This is a genomic window from Mesorhizobium sp. USDA 3734 (assembly GCF_056279665.1).
The window spans coordinates 490,801-507,639 of sequence record NZ_JBWCCW010000001.1 but is presented as its reverse complement, the minus strand read 5'-3'; the positions used below and the strand labels follow the sequence as shown (position 1 = coordinate 507,639).

General features: G+C 62.5%; 17 protein-coding genes. 13 read left to right on the top strand and 4 right to left on the bottom strand.

The genetic code is table 11. From position 1 onward, the window contains the following. Positions 1-135: 135 nt before the first annotated feature. The 4 genes from leuA to ACZ89F_RS02455 all read left to right on the top strand — a co-directional run bounded on the left by leuA (position 136) and on the right by ACZ89F_RS02455 (position 5,486). The gene (gene leuA, locus ACZ89F_RS02470) at positions 136-1,812 is read left to right on the top strand and encodes a 2-isopropylmalate synthase (RefSeq protein WP_476097201.1); all 1,677 of its coding nucleotides are present in this window, start codon (positions 136-138) and stop codon (positions 1,810-1,812) included. 184 nt (positions 1,813-1,996) lie between these two features. After that, the gene (locus tag ACZ89F_RS02465; RefSeq protein WP_476090247.1) at positions 1,997-3,760 is read left to right on the top strand and encodes a tetratricopeptide repeat protein; all 1,764 of its coding nucleotides are present in this window, start codon (positions 1,997-1,999) and stop codon (positions 3,758-3,760) included. A gap of 195 nt (positions 3,761-3,955) precedes the next feature. Continuing rightward, positions 3,956-4,759: an alpha/beta fold hydrolase gene (locus ACZ89F_RS02460; RefSeq protein ID WP_476090246.1), complete on the top strand. Its 804-nt coding sequence runs from the start codon at positions 3,956-3,958 to the stop codon at positions 4,757-4,759. Between the two features lie 109 nt (positions 4,760-4,868). Beyond that, positions 4,869-5,486 (top strand): hypothetical protein, encoded by a 618-nt coding sequence (locus ACZ89F_RS02455; RefSeq protein WP_476090245.1) that lies wholly within the window; start codon positions 4,869-4,871, stop codon positions 5,484-5,486. Here the strand turns inward: ACZ89F_RS02455 and ACZ89F_RS02450 are convergent. Beyond that, positions 5,470-6,399, bottom strand: a complete 930-nt coding sequence (locus ACZ89F_RS02450; protein ID WP_476097200.1) for a metallophosphoesterase family protein — start codon at positions 6,397-6,399, stop codon at positions 5,470-5,472. The genes ACZ89F_RS02455 and ACZ89F_RS02450 overlap by 17 nt on opposite strands. A 71-nt stretch (positions 6,400-6,470) precedes the next feature. Between ACZ89F_RS02450 and ACZ89F_RS02445 the strand changes: the two genes are divergently transcribed. Beyond that, positions 6,471-6,965: an NUDIX domain-containing protein gene (locus tag ACZ89F_RS02445; RefSeq protein WP_476090244.1), complete on the top strand. Its 495-nt coding sequence runs from the start codon at positions 6,471-6,473 to the stop codon at positions 6,963-6,965. A 1-nt stretch (position 6,966) separates the two neighbouring features. Here ACZ89F_RS02445 and ACZ89F_RS02440 read toward each other — a convergent pair whose 3' ends face one another. Next, entirely contained in the window at positions 6,967-7,959 is a 993-nt protein-coding gene (locus tag ACZ89F_RS02440; protein ID WP_476090243.1) for a glutathione S-transferase family protein, read from the bottom strand. A 272-nt stretch (positions 7,960-8,231) separates the two neighbouring features. Here ACZ89F_RS02440 and ACZ89F_RS02435 point away from each other — a divergent pair, with 272 nt between their 5' ends. From ACZ89F_RS02435 to ACZ89F_RS02410, 6 genes are all read left to right on the top strand, one after another. Beyond that, positions 8,232-8,768, top strand: coding sequence for a GNAT family N-acetyltransferase (locus ACZ89F_RS02435; protein WP_476090242.1), 537 nt, complete (start codon positions 8,232-8,234; stop codon positions 8,766-8,768). A gap of 61 nt (positions 8,769-8,829) precedes the next feature. Beyond that, a complete protein-coding gene (locus ACZ89F_RS02430; protein WP_136616845.1) occupies positions 8,830-9,591 on the top strand; it encodes a 3-hydroxyacyl-CoA dehydrogenase in 762 nt (253 codons plus the stop codon). A 6-nt stretch (positions 9,592-9,597) separates the two neighbouring features. Continuing rightward, a complete protein-coding gene (locus tag ACZ89F_RS02425) occupies positions 9,598-10,773 on the top strand; it encodes a CaiB/BaiF CoA transferase family protein (RefSeq protein ID WP_476090241.1) in 1,176 nt (391 codons plus the stop codon). Between the two features lie 31 nt (positions 10,774-10,804). Then, entirely contained in the window at positions 10,805-11,593 is a 789-nt protein-coding gene (locus tag ACZ89F_RS02420) for a HugZ family pyridoxamine 5'-phosphate oxidase (RefSeq protein WP_476090240.1), read from the top strand. 145 nt (positions 11,594-11,738) lie between these two features. Continuing rightward, positions 11,739-12,083, top strand: a complete 345-nt coding sequence (locus ACZ89F_RS02415; protein ID WP_476097199.1) for an ArsR/SmtB family transcription factor — start codon at positions 11,739-11,741, stop codon at positions 12,081-12,083. A 266-nt stretch (positions 12,084-12,349) separates the two neighbouring features. Next, complete coding sequence (locus ACZ89F_RS02410) at positions 12,350-13,153, top strand: TrmH family RNA methyltransferase (RefSeq protein ID WP_476090239.1); 804 nt, start codon at positions 12,350-12,352, stop codon at positions 13,151-13,153. A gap of 2 nt (positions 13,154-13,155) precedes the next feature. Here the strand turns inward: ACZ89F_RS02410 and ACZ89F_RS02405 are convergent, their stop codons facing one another. Both ACZ89F_RS02405 and ACZ89F_RS02400 read right to left on the bottom strand, forming a co-directional pair. Then, positions 13,156-14,286 carry a coiled-coil domain-containing protein gene (locus ACZ89F_RS02405; RefSeq protein WP_476090238.1) on the bottom strand — a complete coding sequence of 377 codons (1,131 nt, stop codon included), beginning with the start codon at positions 14,284-14,286 and terminating at the stop codon, positions 13,156-13,158. 252 nt (positions 14,287-14,538) lie between these two features. Then, positions 14,539-15,075: a DUF1134 domain-containing protein gene (locus ACZ89F_RS02400; RefSeq protein ID WP_476097198.1), complete on the bottom strand. Its 537-nt coding sequence runs from the start codon at positions 15,073-15,075 to the stop codon at positions 14,539-14,541. Positions 15,076-15,465: 390 nt separating this feature from the next. Here ACZ89F_RS02400 and chpT point away from each other — a divergent pair, with 390 nt between their 5' ends. Both chpT and ACZ89F_RS02390 read left to right on the top strand, forming a co-directional pair. Beyond that, entirely contained in the window at positions 15,466-16,095 is a 630-nt protein-coding gene (chpT, locus tag ACZ89F_RS02395; RefSeq protein WP_056595897.1) for a histidine phosphotransferase ChpT, read from the top strand. Between the two features lie 237 nt (positions 16,096-16,332). Further along, positions 16,333-16,737 (top strand): response regulator, encoded by a 405-nt coding sequence (locus ACZ89F_RS02390; RefSeq protein WP_476090237.1) that lies wholly within the window; start codon positions 16,333-16,335, stop codon positions 16,735-16,737. The last annotated feature ends 102 nt before the right edge of the window (positions 16,738-16,839 follow it).

Sequence of the window (16,839 nt, the reverse complement as noted above, 5' to 3'; positions counted from 1 at the left end):
CGCCATCAATCCACCTGAAGGTGGATCCATGAGCCGCCGGGAGAAACGACGATGAACGCACGAGAAGAGATCCGTTCCGATGCCGCGGTAGCCGGCAAGGATGCGGCAAGAGGCATGACAGAGTCAGCCCGGGGCATGCCTGACGCGGCCCGTAAATATCAGCCCTATCCCACCGTCGGCCTCACCGACCGCACCTGGCCCTCGAAGGTCATCGCCAAGGCGCCGATCTGGTGCTCGGTCGACCTGCGCGACGGCAACCAGGCGCTGATCGATCCGATGGGCCACGAGCGCAAGGCGCGCATGTTCGGCCTGCTGCTCGACATGGGCTTCAAGGAGATCGAGATCGGTTTCCCATCGGCCTCGCAGACCGATTTCGACTTCGCCCGCTGGTGCATTGAGGAAGGCAACGTACCTGCCGATGTCTCGCTCCAGGTACTGGTGCAGTGCCGGCCGGAGCTGATCACCCGCACCTTCGAGGCGCTCAAGGGCGCCACCAACCCGATCGTCCATTTCTACAATTCGACCAGCGAATTGCAGCGCCGCGTCGTCTTCGAAAAGGACGTCGGCGGCATCAAGCGCATCGCCACCGACGCGGCCAAGATGATCACCGACATGGCGGCCAAGGCCGGCGGCGGCTTTCGCTTCGAATATTCGCCGGAGAGCTTTACCGGCACCGAGCTCGAAGTGGCGCTGGAAATCTGCAACGCCGTCACCGAGATCGTCAGGCCGACGGCGGACAACAAGCTGATCGTCAACCTGCCGTCGACGGTCGAGATGTCGACGCCCAACATTTATGCCGACCGCATCGAATGGATGTGCCGCAACCTCGACAACAGGGAGAACCTGCTGGTCTCACTGCATCCGCACAACGACCGCGGCACCGGCATCGCCACCACCGAACTCGGCCTGATGGCCGGCGCCGACCGCGTCGAAGGCACGCTGTTCGGCAATGGCGAGCGCACCGGCAATGTCGACATCGTCACGCTGGCGCTCAACATGTACACGCAAGGTGTCGATCCCTTGATCGACTGCTCCGACATCAACCGGATGAAGGCCGTCTACGAATATTCGAACCAGTTGAAAATCCCCGAGCGCCACCCCTATGTCGGTGAACTCGTCTACACCGCCTTTTCCGGCTCGCACCAGGATGCCATCAACAAGGGCATGAAGGCGCTGAAGAAGGCCAACACGAGCGTGTGGGAGGTGCCCTATCTGCCGATCGATCCGGCCGATGTCGGACGCAGCTACGAAGCCATCATCCGCATCAACTCGCAGTCCGGCAAGGGCGGCATCGCCTATGTGCTGCAGGCCGATTACGGCCTCAACCTGCCGCGCAATTTGCAGATCGAATTCAGCCAGGAAATCCAGGCGATAACCGATGCCGAGGGCAAGGAAGTGCCGGCAAGGCGCATCTACGAGCGCTTTCTCGAAACCTATGTCGACCAGCCTGCCGCGCGGCTGAAATTCCTCGATCATCACACCTATCCCAGCACCGAAATCAAGGGCCGGCGCGTGGTCGAGGCCGTCATCCTCGACCAGGGTAAGGAAGTAACGATATCAGGCACAGGCACCGGTCCAATCGACGGCTTCGTCGATGCGCTGTCGCGTCATCTCGGCATCGAGATGTCGGTGCTCGACTATTCCGAGCACTCGTTGCAACGCGGCTCGAACGCGTCGGCCATTTCCTATGTCGAGATGGAATATCCCGGCGGCAAGCTGTTCGGCGCCGGCATCAACACCAACATCGTCGCCGCCTCGCTGGAAGCGGTGATGTCTGCCGCCAACCGCATCATTGGCAAGAAAGCCGGCTGACGCACGACCGGAACAAGGATCGGGACCGTCCCAACCGGGTGACCGGTTCCGATCTTGCGGGCCATTAACCACCGCGGAATTATCCGGTGGGGTACGTGATCGCATAATGGGTGTATACTTGTGTGGCGGTGCGGGAACTATATGATCGCGCCTCAACCTGTGCCGACTTCGAGAGGATCGACACTTGCAGCATGCCACGCCTGCCGCCCCCGCAGTGCGCGAGACACTGGAGCGACTGCTTGCCAGCCAAACGTTCGGCCGATCCGAACGCGCGCGCAAGCTCCTGCGTTATCTTGTCGAACGTGAACAGGCCGGCGAAGGCGACAGGCTCAAGGGTTTCTCCATTGCCATGGATGTTTTCGGCAAGGACGGCGATTTCGATCCGTCCACCGATGCCGTGGTGCGGGTGCAGGCAGGCAGGCTGCGCGAGCTTCTGCAGCACTATTTTGCCAATGAGGGCATTGCCGAGCCCGTCCGCATCGCCATTCCGCGTGGTGGCTATGTTCCTGCCTATGAATTGAATGCGATCCGGCTGCCGGATGTCCCCGAACTCAAGCTCGACGGCGCTGTATCCGCCGATCCGCCCAACGACGCCAGCACGGGCATGCTGCACGCGGCGTCGCTGGCTTCCGTACCGTCTTCGCCCACCCCCTCGGTGGCGCGCCATCTCCGCTTCTTCTGGATGGCGATCGCCCTGGTCATCGCCATGCTGGGGGTGCTGATTCTTCGTCAGGGCAGCAGTGCCTTGCTTGCAGGTGGCGACATGTCGGCAACGCTCGAGACCGCCGGCGCAACCGGAAGCATCGTGCCATCGGCAATGGCTGATGCCTTGCCGCAAATCTATATCGGCCTCAAGGCGGAAGGCGCCTACGCCAGCCGTGTCGCCGCGTCGCTGCGCGCCGGCCTGAGCGGCTTCGATACGATCGACTTCATCGGCCGCGATACCGTCGCGGATCCGGCCGATGATGCCACAAGCTTCATATTCGACATCCTGCCTGGACCGGACGCGGGCGACATCACGATCGAGCTGCAAAGCATGGCATCGGGACGGGTGCTTCTTTCACGCAATCTGACCCCTGCCGACAGCGCACCTGCCGCGGTCGAAGACCGTATCGCCGACATGCTGAGTTCAGCACTTCCCGCCTCGGGAACGATCTACAATTATATCGAGCAGACCGGCGCGCCAAACGGTCTGACGCAATGCCTGCTGCTCAACGACAAATATTATCTCGACCAGAACGCCAGGACCCATGAGGCAGCCTATCGCTGCCTTGAGAAGCTGGCCAATGGCGGCACGAAATCCTCGCTCGTCTATTCGGAACTTGCCTCGCTGCATCTCGAGGCGGTCTCCGACCATTACCCCTATCCGCCCAATGCGACGATCGAAAAGGCTGTGGAGTTTGCCCACCGCAGCGTGCAGATGGGCCCGACCAGCCCTTATGCGCATCGCTCCTACGGCTATGTCAGTTCGCGCCTCGGCAACACGGATGAAGCGATCCGCTGGATGCGCAAGGCCTATGAACTCAATCCCTATGATCTCGGCATGGCTGCCGCTTACGGCTACGGGCTGATCTTCGCCGGCCGCTATGCGGAGGGAACGCCGATCCTTGACCATGCGGCGGAGACCTTCAGCGGGCACTCGACATGGTGGGATTACGGGCTGTTCGTCGGTGAGTTCATGCAGGGCGACATGAACAAGGCAATCGCGGCCAGCATGGCACTGAGAACGACGGCAACGAAATCGCACTATCTGGCGGCGCGGCTGATCGGCGCCAAGGCTGCCGGACAGGACCATCTGGTGAGCACGCTGCTGAACCAACTGACCACCGAATTCCCTAAATTTGCCGCCGATCCGCGCACCACCTTCGTCGAGCGGAAATATCCGGCCGACCTGACCGAGCGCCTGGTCCAGGCGCTGCGCGCCGCCGGGCTCGGCAACCCAAGCTGACACCAATCGATATCCGCGGATTGAGCGCGCCGCGTTCCGATGGACTTCTGCGCTCTCTCGCATGATGCCGGTCAAGCGGCGAGTTCTGTCCGCAACCGTACAAATCGCGAAAATTTTACTGGCCATCGCTGTGGACTAGGAGCAATTCAGCCACAATTGGTGTCGCGCATCCTGCAATAACAAAAATCAGCTTTCATGACCGCATCGCTTTTTGCCGCCGAACAAGGTGTTGGCTCGAAGGCCATCGTCCTGCTGCATGGTTTCGGCGGCTGCCACGATGTCTGGCGCGAGGTGATTTCCGTTCTGGCACCTTCCACGCACACGCTGGCCTATGACTTGCCGGGGCATGGGATGTCGCTCGATTTTCCCGCCGCCGGTCCGGCCAAGGTGGCGGTAAGGGCGGTGCTCGCCGATCTCTCGGAGCGTCGCCTGAAGCGCGTTCATCTCGTGGGCCACTCGATGGGCGGTGCGGTGGCGGCGCTGATGGCATTGGCCGAGCCCGAAAGAGTAGCCTCGCTGACGCTTCTGGCGCCGGGCGGCCTTGGCCCCGAGATCAACGGGCCGCTGTTGCGTCGCTATGCCGGCGCAGCCGATCGTTCCGGGATCCGGGCCTGCCTCGCCGCCATGTCGGGGCCAGGGATCCGGCCCTTCGATCGCACCGTGGACGCTCTCTGGGAAATGCGCCGGCGACCCGGGCAGCTGGAAAAACTCGTCGAGATCGCGGCCGTCATGACCATGGACGATCGGCAAGGCGTCATCCCGCGCGATCGTCTCGACGGGCTGAACATGCCGGTGATGGTGGCGTGGGGAACCGACGACGCGGTGCTGCCCTTTACCCAGGCGGATGATCTGCCGGCACATTTTCATGTGCACCATGTACTGCAGGCCGGCCATATGCTGGCCGAGGAAGCCCCCGATCTCGTTGCCGAGATCATTCGCCGCAACACCAATCGCCGCGCCAGGCCGCATCGCCAGAAATTCGCCGCCGCGGCCAGCTGACCTTTTCGCGCACAACACTTTCCTGAGCCTCGATCCCATCCATCTCGACAGTGCATTTTGCCGGCGGCTGTGTTAACCCCATGTTAACCAAACCCGCGAGGCAACGCCGATGAAGGAAGCAGGCGAGAAGACCATCGACCAGTCGAAGAAACTGTCCGATGCCATCCGTGATGTGAAAAATGCCTTCGCCGACCGCGACGACGTCGTCGTCGATATGCGCGAGGCGCATCGCATGCGCCTCGATATGCTTGCCGTCGAGCTGGCGCCGGTTTTTGCCGATGTTCCCGCCGACATGGACAATTTCGACTTCGTCGTCTCGTCCGGCTTGCAGCCGCGCCTGTGGATCGACGCCGTCAGTCATGTCGCGATGGGACGCGACCGCCGCACCTATCGCTTCCTCAAGGACACCCGTATCGGCCGGGTGGTACTTGCCGAATCCACCGAGATGAAGCCGGTTGCCGATTCCGTGACGCGCTATGTCGCCGAGCGCATCGTTGAGCGTCAGAGGATGATGGAAGGCGGGGTCGAACCGGCTATCGCCGGCATGAAACGCGCCGATGTCCCGGAAGCCGAACCGCCGCTGCGCGCGACGACGCGCAGCAAGCGCTGGTCGGCCTTTCTGTCCGGGCTTGGCCTGGTCGCTGCCGGCGCACTGGTCGGCCTTCTGGTGTCGGTCGTCCTGTTCTGGGACCGCATCGTGGCTATGGTTGTCAACTTGCGGCCATAGCGGCTCCAGCCTCGGCGCCAAGCTCCAGCGTCTGCAGATCGGATGGCGGTATGGACGGCCCGGTCAGGCCGCGCCGTGTCAGCCGTATCAGCCAATTTCCCTTTTCACCGTCGATGTCGAACAGATTGTACTGCGCCGCCGGGTGCTTGCCGCCCGGCGCCTGGCCGGCGGCAGCGACGCCGACCGCCGGGATCCTGACGCCTCGACCGCCGATGAAGAACAGCGACGGCAGATGCGAATGGCCGTGCAGCACAAGTTCGGCGCCATGGCGGCGAATGATCTTGTGAAAGCGGGCGATGCCGAACAGCCGCTTGTGCTGGGGGACCGCGCCGCGCACTGGCGGATGGTGGATCATGATGGCACGGAACAGTCCCTGTCCGGCGGTATCCCCGAGGATTTTGCCGAGCCGCTCCGCCTGGCCCTCCATGAAGAAACCATTGGCCATGAAGGGTGCCGTGGCGCGTGCCGTCGAGACGCCGATCAGCGCGACATTGCCGCGCACGCGCAGATAGGGGAAGGCGTTACGGTCGACCGGCGTGTTGACGCCGTCGCCGCTCATCCACGCCGCCCAGGATCGGCAGACCTTGTCGAAGGCGCCAGGCACATAGGCGTCGTGGTTGCCCGGAACGACCGAAACATCCTGCGGCGGTCCCAGCGTCTCCAGCCAGTGCTTGGCCATCTCGATTTCGCCGTCGAGCGCCAGATTGACCAGGTCGCCGGTGACGGCGAGGTGGTCAGGCGTGTTCGCCTTGATGTCGGCGACGATCGTGTCGATGACGGCGTCATGCATATAGCGGCGGCGGTTGCGCTGCCAGTTGACGTAGCCGAGCACGCGCTTGGAGGCGAGATCGCGATAGGATACATCGGGGAGCGGCCCCAGATGGACATCGGAAATATGCGCGAGCCTGAACATTTCTCCTTCATAGGCGACGGGCGCGCGGCTTTCCACACAAGGTTTCCTTTCCAGCCACGGTTTCGCAACTGATGGCGAAGCCTGAAGATGCCTTCCGCCAGACCGGCTGGGCTGGACTCAGGGCCAGGCTGTTCCATCTCTATTTCGTGCTGCGGCGGCCGATGACACTTGGCGTTCGCGGCCTGATCCACGACACGGCGTCCAATTCCGTCTTCCTCATTCGGCATACTTATGTGCCGGGCTGGCAGCTTCCCGGCGGCGGCGTCGAAGTCGGCGAGACGCTGGCCGAGGCGCTGGAACGCGAACTGGCCGAGGAAGGCAACATCGCGTTGACCGCCCCGCCGGTGCTGAAGTCGATGCATTTCAACCGCCGTTCCAGCCGGCGCGACCATGTTGGTTTCTATCTCATCGAGCAGTTCAGCCAGACGGCGCCGAAGCTGCCGGACCACGAGATCGCCGAAGCCGGCTTCTTCCCGCTCGACCGCTTGCCCGAGAAAACGACGCCGGCGACGCTGCGCCGGATCGCCGAGATTTTTGGCGGCGAGCGGCCCTCGCCCTACTGGTAGATCAGGCCGCCGCTTTCTCGAACCGCGCCCGGTCATGCCGTGCGCCGTAATCCAGTTCCGGTCCGACAGGCACGATCCGCGTCGGATTGATCGTTTCGTGGCTGCCGTAGTAATGCGCCTTGATGTGATGCAGGTTCACGGTCCCGGCCACGCCAGGCACCTGATAGAGATCGCGCAGATAGTTCGACAGGTTCGGATAGTCGGCGATGCGGCGCAGATTGCATTTGAAATGGCCGACATAGACCGGGTCGAAGCGCACCAGCGTGGTGAACAGCCGCCAGTCGGCCTCGGTGATACGGCCGCCGACGAGATAGCGCTGCTTTGACAGCCGCTCCTCCAGCGTATCCAGCGCCGCGAACAATTCGCCGAACGCCTCTTCATAGGCGCGTTGCGTGGTGGCGAAGCCGGCGCGGTAGACGCCGTTGTTGACCGCGGGATAGACCAGCGCATTGATGCGGTCGATCTCGCGGCGCAGGTCCTCGGGATAGAAGTCGAGGCTGGCGTCACCCCATTCGTCGAAGGCTGAATTCAGCATGCGGATGATCTCGGAAGACTCGTTGGAGACGATGGTCTGCTCCTTTTTGTCCCACAGCACCGGCACCGTCACCCGGCCCGAATAGGCGGGATCGGCCTTGGCATAGATCTGGTGCAGGAAGTCGAGGCCGTAAAGCGTATCGCCGGTAGCGCCGTCCTCAGCCAAAAACGTCCAGCCGTTGGCACCCATGAAATGATGCACCACCGACACCGATATGACGCCTTCCAGCTTCTTCAGCGCGCGAAAGATCAACGTCCGGTGCGCCCACGGACAGGCAAGCGAGACATAGAGATGATAGCGCCCGGGCTCGGCCTTGAAGCCGCGCGTCCGGCCTTCGGCCGGCGCCCCGTCAATGGTGATCCAGTCGCGCCATTGCGAGTGCGTTCGCACGAACCTGCCGCCATTGTCGGCCGTATCATACCAGCGATCCTGCCACCTGCCTTCAACCAGCAATCCCATGCAAATCTCCTTGTGTCTTGCTGGTTCATGTAGGCGCAAGCTTGCCCTGTCGAAGACGTCAGGTGCTGAACAGACCGTCACTTGGCAGAAACGATGGACAAGAACGGCCGATTGCAGCGGCGGGAAATTGATGCTAGCGGACAATCGCATGTTCGACTTTGCTATGATCCGGTTTGACCGACGACGAAAGGGCGCCCGCGCTTGATGAAGCGCTGACTGGCGAATGCTGCCGTTTGCAGCAAACCTTTCCTCCTTACCGGAACGCAAAGACCATGAGCCTTGCCGACGTGAAATACCTGCCGGAAACCCCGGCCCATGACCTCCAGATCGAAGCCATCAACGACGAAGCCTTCGGGCCCGGCCGCTTTGTGCTGGCCGCCTACAAGATCCGCGAAGCCGGAGGGCACGAACGTTCGCTGTCCTTTGTCGCCGTCGACGGCGACCTTGTCGTCGCCTCGGTGCGCATGACCCGCATCGCCGCCGGCGCCGGTCGCGCGCTGATGCTCGGGCCGCTTGCGGTTCGGCCGGCCTTCAAGAATCTCGGCATCGGCCGCCGACTGGTGGCGATCGCGTTGGATGCGGCCGCCAAGGCCGGCGCCCCGGCGGTCATGCTCGTCGGCGACGAACCCTATTACGGTCCGCTCGGTTTCAAACGGATTCCGCGCGGCCAGATTTCGATGCCGCGCCCCGTCGATCTCGACCGGCTGCTGTCACACGAGATCGCGCCGGGCGCGGTCGCCAAGCTCTCGGGCGAGGTCTGCCACGCCGATCAGGCCAGGGTGGCCGATCCTATCGCGGCGATGGCTTGACCTTTCCCGTCGATCTGGCGCCTGATCCGTCCCACTGTTCCTGAGATCAAAGGATGACGCCATGAACCCGAACGGCCAGATCGCGATCGTCACCGGCGGCGGCTCCGGTCTTGGCGAAGCAACGGCGCGCGCGCTGGCCGCCAAGGGCGCCCGCGTCGCCATCTTCGACGTCGGTATTGATCGCGCGGCCAAGGTCGCGGCCGAGATCGGCGGCATTGCCGTCCAATGCGACGTCAGCAGCGCCGACAGTGGAACCGCTGCATTCGCCGACGTCGCCGCCAAGCTTGGCGAACCGCGTATCCTGGTCAATTGCGCCGGCATTGCCATTGGCGTGAAGACGATCGGCAAGGATGGTCCCCATCCGCTCGATCAGTACCGCAAGGTGATCGAGGTCAATCTGATCGGCACGTTCAACATGATCCGCCTCGTCGCCGAGCGCGCGTCGAAGCTCGAGCCGCTGCAAGGTGGCGAGCGCGGCGTCATCGTCAACACCGCTTCGGTTGCCGCCTATGATGGCCAGATCGGACAGGCCGCCTATGCGGCGTCCAAGGGCGGCGTCGTCGGCATGACGCTGCCGGTAGCGCGCGACCTTGCCCGTTCCGGCATCCGTGTCTGCACCATCGCGCCCGGCATCTTCAAGACGCCTATGATGGCCGGCATGCCGCAAGAAGTGCAGGATTCGCTGGGCGCTGCCGTGCCCTTCCCGTCGCGCCTGGGCGAGCCATCCGAATATGCCGCTCTCGCCCTGCACATCATCGAGAACCAGATGCTGAACGGCGAGACCATTCGTCTCGACGGCGCCATCCGCATGGCGCCGAAATAGAAGGTCATGGGCACCGGCCTGCCCGCTGCCGGGAAGACCGGTCCGCTTGCCGGACTGAAGGTGATCGAGATGGCCGGGCTCGGCCCCGTGCCGCTGGCCGGCCTGATGCTGTCGGAGATGGGCGCCGAAGTGCTGCGCATCGAACAGGCGGGGAAAAGCCAACTCCTGTCGCTGCCGGATGAGTACAACATCGACCGCCACGGCCGCGCCCTCCTGCGCCTCGACCTGAAGCGCCGGGAAGGCACCGATCTGCTGCTGCGCCTGGCCGAAAAGGCGGATATGTTGCTCGAAGGGTTTCGTCCCGGTGCCATGGAACGGCTTGGCCTCGGCCCGGAAGCGGTGCTGGCGCGCAACCCGGCGCTGATCTACGGCCGCATGACCGGTTTCGGCCAGGACGGCCCGCTTGCCGGCCGCGCCGGCCACGACATCACCTACCTCGCCTATTGCGGCGTGCTGCACGCAATTGGCCACGCCGACGATCGCCCGGTCCCGCCGCTCAACCTTGCCGCCGACTATGGCGGTGGCGCCATGATGCTGATTGCCGGCGTGCTGGCCGCCCTGTTCCAACGCTCGCGCACCGGCAAGGGGGAGGTCATCGACGCGGCGATGGTCGAAGGCGCTTCGATGCTGGCGGTACCCCTGCACGCCTTGATGGCCGCGGGGTTGTGGAGCGAAAAGCGCGGCACAAACCTGCTCGATTCCGGCGCTCCCTTCTACGACACCTATGAGACGGCGGATGGCGGGCACATCGCCATCGGCTGCCTCGAGCCGCAATTTTTCGCCGAATTCGCCAGACTGCTGCCGCTCGACGAGCGTTTTGTATCCGGCCAGTACGACAAGGCATTGTGGCCGCCGATGCGCGCGGCCATTGCCGATCGGGTCCGGCAGAAATCGCGCGACGACTGGGACCTGCTGTTTGCGCAAACCGATGCCTGCGTTGCCCCCGTCCTGTCACTGCAAGAGGCGAAGCAGCACCCACACAATCGGGCGCGCAACGCCTTTGTGACGGCGGGTCCACTCGAGCGCCCTGCCCCGACGCCGCGTTTCTCGAGCTCGCAGCCGACACTGGCCACCATGCCCGGCGATGAGGATTTGTCGCCAGCGACAATGCTGGCACGTTTCGGCCTTGCGAAAGGCGAGATCGACGACCTTGTCAAATCCGGTTTGCTGACCGATAACTAGAGAAGAAAGATCAACTTACTGCGGTGCTGCCTTGGACGAGCCGAAGAAGGACGTGATCCGCGAGACAGACGCCGAAGCGATCCGGCTGGGCAAGACGCTTCTGCGCAGCGCCCGCTTTGGCGCGCTGGCGGTGATCGAACCGCAAACCGGCTGGCCGCTGGCCAGCAGGGTCGGCGTGGCCACCGACATCGATGGCGCGCCGCTGATCCTGGTGTCGATGCTCTCGGCGCACACCGGCGCCCTGCTTGCCGATCCGCGCTGCTCCCTGTTGCTTGGCGAACCCGGCAAGGGTGACCCGCTGGCGCACCCGCGCCTGACACTGGTCTGCCAGGCGGCACGGTTTGAGCGCGGATCAAGCGAACACGCCCGCGCCGAGCGCCGTTATCTCAACCGCAATCCCAAGGCGAAACTCTACGCCGGTCTCGGCGACTTTTCGATCTTTCGCCTCGAGCCGCAACGCGCCAGCCTCAACGGCGGCTTCGGCAAGGCCTATCAGCTCGATCAATCGGATTTGCTCACCAGCGGATCGATCGTCGAGGAACTGGCGGCGAGCGAACAATCCGCCATCGACCACATGAACGCCGACCATCTCGACGCGATCGCCGTTTATGCAAAGCATTTCACGAAAGTGTCTGGCAATGGCTGGAGTGTTGCCGGATTCGATGCCGATGGTATGGATCTGGTCTCGGGCGACGATGTTTGCCGGGTCTTTTTTCCACAACCCTTGGCAGCAGCGCGCGAGTTGCGACACGTTCTGGTCGAAATGGCCAGGGTCGGAAGGGCCTCGATCGACGCCGGGACCGGACTTAATTATGTTTGATCAAAAGCAACACTTGAGATTTAAATGAAATGCTCTACCTTTTGTTGGTGACGTTGAATCGCCTACGTCGATTCACGAGTGAGTTTTTGGAATCAGATGCCATTGCCCCCATGGCGTCAGGATGAACAAGAAGCATGGGGGATCGATGGTCTCGACAAAGCTAATCGTCAACGCCGAAGCGGCGGCAGAGTTTCTCATGCTGATGGGCAATGAGAAGCGCCTGTTGATCATGAGCTATCTCGCCGAGGGTGAAATGTCGGTAGGCGCCATCGCCGAGAAGGTGATGCTTAGCCAATCCGCCCTCTCCCAGCATCTGGCGAAGTTGCGGGCGCTCGACCTCGTCGACACCCGTCGCGACCGGCAGATGATTTACTATTCCTGCAAGTCCGATGCCGTGCGCGAACTGCTTGTCATGCTGGATGGTATTTTCGGCAGCGGCAAGGACGATCTGTCCCAGATGGCGCACCGTTTGCGCCGTGCCGGAACCTGACCACGCTGCAGCCCGCTGACCTCGCCGGCGTTTTCAGGGCGACATGCGCCCGTTCGGGCGCACAGAGATAGCTGGTCGTTTTCAGGGTGACATGCGCCCATTCGGGCGCACAGAGATAGCTGGTCGTTTTCAGGGCGACATGCGCCCATTCGGGCGCACGGAGGTAGCTGATCGTCCCGAATTGTCGCATCGTGTTTTCCGAATCAAAGGTGAGCGACGGGGATCGATCCGGATTTTTGGGCCGATGCGATGGCCGCGAGGAATGCATGGATCCCATTCGCATCGACGACCCGCACGATCCGCGCGTCGCTGCCTATCTCGACATCCGTGAGCGTGACCTAGCCGGCCGGCAAGGCCGCTTCGTCGCCGAAGGCAAGGTGGTGCTCGACCTGCTGCTCTCGACCGGACGCTTTGCCGCCGAATCGGTGCTGGTCCTGGAAAACCGGCTGGCCGGCCTCGAGGATATCCTGCGCAAGGCACCGGCCGATCTCCCGATCTATGTCGCCACCAGCGCGGTGATGGACGCAATCGCCGGATTTCACATGCATCGCGGCATCCTGGCCATGGGACGCAAGGGGGCGCCGCAGGCGGGCGAGGCTCTTCTCGATGCCTTGCCGGCCCGGGCGCTGGTCGTGGTGCTCGTCGGCATCGCCAACCATGATAATATGGGTTCGATCTTCCGCAACGCCGCCGCCTTTGGCGCCGACGCGGTTCTGCTGGATGCGACATGCTGCGATCCGCTCTACCGCAAGGCGATCCGCGTTTCCGTCGGCGCCGCGCTCAAGATCCCTTTCGCATCGTTCACCGACGCCGCCGGCTTCACGACAATGCTCGCCCGGCGGGACTTCGAACAATTCGCGCTGTCGCCACGCGGACTGACCGACATCCGCGATGCGCGGCGGAGTGAGCGCATGGCGCTCTATCTCGGTACCGAGGGCGAAGGCTTGCCGGACAGCCTGCTTGCCAGCTTGCACAGCGTGCGGATCACCATGTCGGAAGGTTTCGACAGCCTGAACGTCGCAGCCGCCTCAGCCATCGCGCTGCATCATTTTTCGGCAAAAGAGAGCTGATTTCAGCCTGCCGCGTCAGCCTTCTGCAAATCCCGCACGCGGTCGGCAAGACTGCGGTTGCCGGAGCGTCCATCCGAAGGTGCCGTCAGCGCCTTGGCGATCGGCGAACCAGGCCCCTCGAGCTTGGCCGTCAGGTGGACGACCTCCGCCGCCAGTTCGTTCATCTGCTCGCGCAAGGCGGAGCTGCCGTCCGTGGGATTGGACGCAGCCAGCGCGGTGAGATCCGCCTTCAGCCGCTTGTTCTCGCGCGCCAGCGCCGTCAGCCTCGCCTCGAGCCGCTCACGGTCGCTGTCGAGCTTGGCGATTGCCTTGTCGAGATCGTCGCTCTTGGCCGTTTCGCCGCCCTTGCCGACCAGCCGCAAGGCCGGTGCGCTGTCCTCGGCTTTCGATTTTTCGCGCATGCGTGCCAGTTCCTTTTCGCGGCGCTCGAGCTTGTCCTCGCGATCGGCAAGCGTGGCCAGCAGCCGTTCGACCTTCTTGTCGAGTTCGGCGGTCCTTTTCTTCTCGGCTTTCAGCGCGTCGCGCGCGGCCTTGCTTTCGGCAGCGATTTCCTGGCCGCGCCTGTCCGCTTCCTTGCGCTGCCCGCGCAGCAGCGCAATGTCACTGGCGAGTTTCTGCATTTCAGATTCGCGCGCCACGAGTTCGATCTGCCGGCTGCTGGAGGAAAAACTGGCGTCATCATACATGTGCTCCAGCTTTTGCAGCTCGAGCGCGCGCTTTTCCAGCTTGCGTTCGGTTTCCTTGAGCCGCTCCGAAAGCTGCTGCAACTCGCCCTCGCGCTGACGCAGCGCTTCGTTCTTGGCGCCGAGTTCGGTCAGCGCATGGTTCTTGTCCATGCGCTCGACCGCCAGCCCCTTCAGGGCCTCGCGGCCGCGATTGATCTCGACGAGTTGTTCGGCCGCCTTCTCGCGCAACGCCTTGACGTTGATTTCGAGGCGGCGCGTCGACATGGCGTACTCGGCGCGGATGCGGTCCTTGTCCGCCTGGATCTCGGTTTGCGTCAGAGGGATCGAGCCTTCGATGCGTCTGCGCGTCAGGGCGACGGCGCGACGCCATATGGCCGGAGCCACCATAAGCGCCAGAAAGCCAGCGCAGAGAAAGCCGAGGACGAAGAACAGGACCGACTGGACCAAGTGACTACCCGTTGTGGACGGCAACCATCAAACCAATGCATGTCGCCCAAAAGTGGGAACCGGTTTTGGGACAACGACATGCAACAAGATAAAACCAAAACCGCGTCGAGCGCTTTTGACTGTGCCACGTTGACATGGCGGAAATCCAGCGTTGCGGCAAGGCTTTGCCGCAACGGTCCGGGTTTAATGCATGTCGCCCAAAAGCGGTCCCGGTTTTGGGAGAACGACATGCACAAGCCAAAGACCTTCAGCTCAGAACGGATTCCAGGTGGCGCGCTCGGTAAGCTTCAGATAGCCGAGATTGACGCCGAGCCGGGCACCGACGCCGGTGCGGATCGGCACCAAAAGCACATTGTTGTTCTTCAGCACGTTGAAGCCGACGCCAGCCACCACATAGGCCGAACCGGCGACGCCGCCATAGCGGTTGTAGAGGCTGCCCACATCGTCGAGATTGTAGACCAGCATCATCACCCGCGACCCCTCGCCGCCAAAATCCCAGCCGAGCGACGGGCCTTGCCAGAACACTTTGTGATCGCCGGCATTCTTGGTGTAGAGCGTGCCTTCGCCATAGGTCAGGCCGCCGATCAGCGCGCCCGAGCCCTCTTCGCCCAGCAGATAGCCGTTGGGCAGGCCGTAGGAAGCAAAGATCTTCTCGACGACCGTGGCGAGGCCGCCCGATGTCGCGCCGAAGAACTTGTGCCCGGAATCGACAATCTCCTGAGCGGTATATTCCTGGGCCCGCAGGGCTGAAGTCGAGAAGACGAGAACGCCCAGGAGCGTGACCGCCATTGAGAAGACACGGAGAAAGCTCCGGTCGTAGTATCGGGAAAACATGCTTCCAATCTCCGTCAGGGAGCACCTTCGCCGACGCCTCGCACCCCGTACGGCTCTTTTAGCCGGCCGTTAAGGGTAACTGTTACGGGCAAACTATGCCGTAATCCTTTTTCAACCATTAAGCTCTCACATGAACATGGCGGTTCGAAGGCTGTTTGGGGTCGCTCAGTGGGTCGGCGGCCTGCGTGAACACGCCATTTGCCACATCCACAATTTTGGATTTGTTGCTGCACGCACGGGTGCTGTGTATTCAGAAAGCCCGAGGAGAGAGTGCGTGATTCGTGTGGGCAGGCGACGATCGATCGCTCGGCCATGAGTTATGAGATTTTGCAGGGATTTTCGCCGATGGCCGATCTGTTCACCCTTTCCGCACCCGATCTGGCAGCGCTTTTGTGCAGCCGGGTCTGCCACGACATCATCTCGCCGGTCGGCGCGATCAACAACGGGCTCGAACTGCTCGATGAAGGCGGCGCCGATGAAGACGCCATGAAGCTGATCCGTCAGAGCGCCCGCAACGCTTCGGCTCGCCTGCAGTTCGCCCGGATCGCCTTCGGCGCCGCCGGCTCGGCCGGCATGCTGATCGATACCGGCGATGCCGAAGCGGTCGCCATCGCCTTCCTCAAAAACGAAAAGCCGGAACTGATCTGGAACGGGACCCGCGCGCTGCTGCCCAAGAACAAGGTCAAGCTGCTGCTCAACCTGATCCTCGTCGCCAACGCCGCCATTCCGCGCGGCGGCAAGCTTTCGGTGACACTGGAAAACCTCGAGACCGAGCCGCGTTTCGCGCTGGCGGCGGCTGGCCCGATGCTGCGTGTGCCGCCGAAATTCCTCGAACTGCATTCCGGCCACAAGCCGGAGGAACCGATCGACGCGCATTCCGTGCAGCCCTATTACACGCTGCTTCTGGCGCGCGAAGCCGGCATGACGATATCGATCCACGCGACGCCGGAAGAAATCGTGCTTTCAGCTGCCTGATAGCGCAGTCGAGAAGCCGAAGTATTTTTACATCGAAGTCTGTAATTCCGGCCCATCGGCATGAAATGCGTTTGGTCGCATGGGCAGCGTTGAAGCATTCGCGAATAAAAGCAAACAGCCACGGTCTTTGTAAAAATTTTACCTAACGCCTTTTCGGCTTCTTTACCAGATTGGCCTATGGTGCGTCTGGATGCCCCCGACGCTACCGGATTGCCAGACGGCAAAGAGGACCCGGAAATGAAACGCTGCATGTTTGTCGACGATTCAAGCGTCATCAGGAAGGTTGCAAAACGCATCCTGGGCGGCTCCGAAATGATTGTCATCGAGGCAGCCAGCGGACTTGACGCGCTGGACATGTGCGCCGCCGATATGCCTGACATCATGGTCGTCGATGGCGCCTTGCCTGATGTGCCCGCGGTCGATCTCATCCGTCGCGTGCGCGCCATGGAGAGCCCGATAAGGCCGCAGATCCTGATCTCACTGGTCGAGCTTGATATCGCTTCGATCATGCGGGCCAAGCGCGCCGGCGCCCAGGGCTATCTCTTGAAGCCATTCAACAGGCCACAACTGCTCGAGCGTTTTCGCACCTTGAGGATCGCACCTGATTCGGTGGCGTTGAACAATTCCAGGAAAAGCGCGTGACGGTCTTCCGTCCGGAATTGCGTAAAGAGAGATAGTTACCGACCTAGCACGCAAAAAACCCGGCCGAAGCCGGGTTTTTTATTGAAAAAGTTCGGACGTGTC

Coding starts and splice junctions, on each gene's coding strand:
- leuA (WP_476097201.1), top strand. CDS start 136: ATGCCTGACGCGGCCCGTAAATATCAGCCCTATCCCACCGTCGGCCTC.
- ACZ89F_RS02460 (WP_476090246.1), top strand. CDS start 3,956: ATGACCGCATCGCTTTTTGCCGCCGAACAAGGTGTTGGCTCGAAGGCC.
- ACZ89F_RS02455 (WP_476090245.1), top strand. CDS start 4,869: ATGAAGGAAGCAGGCGAGAAGACCATCGACCAGTCGAAGAAACTGTCC.
- ACZ89F_RS02450 (WP_476097200.1), bottom strand. CDS start 6,399: ATGTTCAGGCTCGCGCATATTTCCGATGTCCATCTGGGGCCGCTCCCC.
- ACZ89F_RS02445 (WP_476090244.1), top strand. CDS start 6,471: ATGGCGAAGCCTGAAGATGCCTTCCGCCAGACCGGCTGGGCTGGACTC.
- ACZ89F_RS02440 (WP_476090243.1), bottom strand. CDS start 7,959: ATGGGATTGCTGGTTGAAGGCAGGTGGCAGGATCGCTGGTATGATACG.
- ACZ89F_RS02435 (WP_476090242.1), top strand. CDS start 8,232: ATGAGCCTTGCCGACGTGAAATACCTGCCGGAAACCCCGGCCCATGAC.
- ACZ89F_RS02430 (WP_136616845.1), top strand. CDS start 8,830: ATGAACCCGAACGGCCAGATCGCGATCGTCACCGGCGGCGGCTCCGGT.
- ACZ89F_RS02425 (WP_476090241.1), top strand. CDS start 9,598: ATGGGCACCGGCCTGCCCGCTGCCGGGAAGACCGGTCCGCTTGCCGGA.
- ACZ89F_RS02415 (WP_476097199.1), top strand. CDS start 11,739: ATGGTCTCGACAAAGCTAATCGTCAACGCCGAAGCGGCGGCAGAGTTT.
- ACZ89F_RS02410 (WP_476090239.1), top strand. CDS start 12,350: ATGGATCCCATTCGCATCGACGACCCGCACGATCCGCGCGTCGCTGCC.
- ACZ89F_RS02400 (WP_476097198.1), bottom strand. CDS start 15,075: ATGGCGGTCACGCTCCTGGGCGTTCTCGTCTTCTCGACTTCAGCCCTG.
- chpT (WP_056595897.1), top strand. CDS start 15,466: ATGGCCGATCTGTTCACCCTTTCCGCACCCGATCTGGCAGCGCTTTTG.
- ACZ89F_RS02390 (WP_476090237.1), top strand. CDS start 16,333: ATGAAACGCTGCATGTTTGTCGACGATTCAAGCGTCATCAGGAAGGTT.